Annotated in this window: 4 protein-coding genes; all 4 read left to right on the top strand. The window is 46.5% G+C overall.

The features are described from left to right. Positions 1-339: recombination protein NinB (locus AAY47_RS19560; protein ID WP_047772045.1), on the top strand; the 339-nt coding region annotated here is incomplete at its 5' end. Between the two features lie 69 nt (positions 340-408). Beyond that, positions 409-1,008: a recombination protein NinG gene (locus AAY47_RS19555; protein ID WP_047772043.1), complete on the top strand. Its 600-nt coding sequence runs from the start codon at positions 409-411 to the stop codon at positions 1,006-1,008. Between the two features lie 116 nt (positions 1,009-1,124). Next, positions 1,125-1,472, top strand: a complete 348-nt coding sequence (locus tag AAY47_RS19550) for a hypothetical protein (RefSeq protein ID WP_047772042.1) — start codon at positions 1,125-1,127, stop codon at positions 1,470-1,472. Further along, on the top strand, positions 1,469-1,888 hold a 420-nt coding region (locus AAY47_RS19545; protein ID WP_047772041.1), incomplete at its 3' end, for an antitermination protein. The genes AAY47_RS19550 and AAY47_RS19545, both read left to right, overlap by 4 nt.

The following is a 1,888-nucleotide window of genomic DNA, read 5'->3' as shown; positions in this document are numbered from 1 at the left end:
TGGAAAAACACCCGAACACTATCTCAGAACGCAACCCTGCATATGTGGTTTGGCGAGATTAGTTGTTTCCTGAAATCCAACGGGGCGAAATTCTCACCGGATGAAGTTAAGGACATGCTCAAGCACACATTTTTGTGCTATGAGGTTGTGGAGCGGATTGCTGACAGAACGCAGGAAGTTGAGCGTGTCAGGACACTACGCCAGACATCCAAATTGGATACTGGCGAGATGTTTCGATTCATGGAGCAAGTTGAACAGTGGGCTGCGGGTATTGGTTGTTTCGTGACAGTACCAGATGACAGCGAGTACATGAAACTCAAACAGGAGCAGAATCAGTGAGATACCTACTATTTCTCGGCTTTTGGACAGCATTCATGCTGATTATGGGGATAGCGTTAGGGGGATAAGGTGGCAAAGTTTCGACAACGGAAATGTAAAGAATGCGGCGAGCAGTATGAACCAGAGCGGCAATTACAAAATACCTGCTCAATCCAGTGTGCAATAGCCAGAGGTAGGAAGCAAGAGCAGAAAAAACGAGAGGAACTGGAACGACGACGAAAGAAAGATAATGAAATTAAGCAGAAGTTAGCCCGCGACAAACTCAAAGCCCGCAAGTTAGCAGTAAAGCCCCGCAGTTATTGGATTCAACAAGCCCAGCAAGCCGTAAATGCCTATATCAGAGAGCGAGACCGCGATTTACCGTGCGTTTCCTGTGGTACGTACACCTCTGCTCAGTGGGATGCCGGACATTATCGGACAACGTCAGCAGCGCCTCAACTGAGATTTAACGAGAACAACATCCATCGCCAGTGCATCGTCTGTAATCAGCATAAATCGGGGAATCTGGTTCCGTACAGGGTGGAGCTAATCCGGCGTATCGGTCTGGCAGCAGTTGAGGATATCGAATCCAACCATGACCGCCACCGATGGACGATTGAGGAATGCAAGGCTATCAGGGATGAATATAAGAAAAAACTCAAGGAGTTAAAATCACAGGAGGCGGCATGACAATTGATGCATGGATTGCTATTGGCTCGGCATAGAAAACGAATAAGGGCCATTAACGCAATCAGAAAAGGCGTAATCCTAATGAGGAAATATAAAGCGCTTAAGGGTCTAAGTCAGTGATATTAAAAAGCTTTTTAGAGGCGCAGGCTTACGCAAGGAAGCGGCGACTGTCAGAGGGAAAGCACTTTGCTATCCGGCAGCGTAAAGAGCGTTTGTATGTCACCCGATTATCTGACTGTAAGCGTCCGGCATGGTCAACACTGGACGATATTAGATTTGAGCGTTACGGGATCGCACCACATCGAATTAAGAAATTAGAGCCGTCTGATACACCGTTAATTATTGGGTTACTGGCTTCTGGTCTTTCACAGAGGACTGTAGCCCATAAATTTGATGTCACGCGTGGAGCAATAAGACGATTAATCAACAGGGTAAAACAACAAGCAGTGGCGGGGATAAGATGAAATTAGAATCACTACCGAAGTACTTTTCACCCAAGAGCATTATGTTTAGTGACTCTCCAGCCGCAACAGCTACTGATGCATTCTCAATTACCGATGTTATGGCCTCGCTAGGATTGGCGTCCGCTCAGGCGAGGATGGGTATTGAGCTGTTTTTGGCGAAACAGGGTATCAATAAACCCGATGAGGCGGTGGAGAGTCTCTATCAATATGCACTGACACAAGCACACAAATACAGTGCCATCGCAAAACTCGATGAGGATATTAAGCGAAGCGTGCTGCAAATACTCGCAAATTATGCGTTTCAGGATTATGCGAGAAGTGCAGCCAGTAAAAAGCAGTGCTCGGGTTGTGAAGATGGGTTTATTGAAGCAGAGGTGTTTACTACAAAGACATATACACCGTGGATGGCAAGAAAT

Source organism: Xenorhabdus griffiniae (genome assembly GCF_001028135.1).
Lineage (GTDB): Bacteria > Pseudomonadota > Gammaproteobacteria > Enterobacterales > Enterobacteriaceae > Xenorhabdus > Xenorhabdus bakwenae.
The sequence above is the reverse complement of the archived record's forward strand: the minus strand, read 5'-3'. Positions and strand labels throughout refer to the sequence as shown.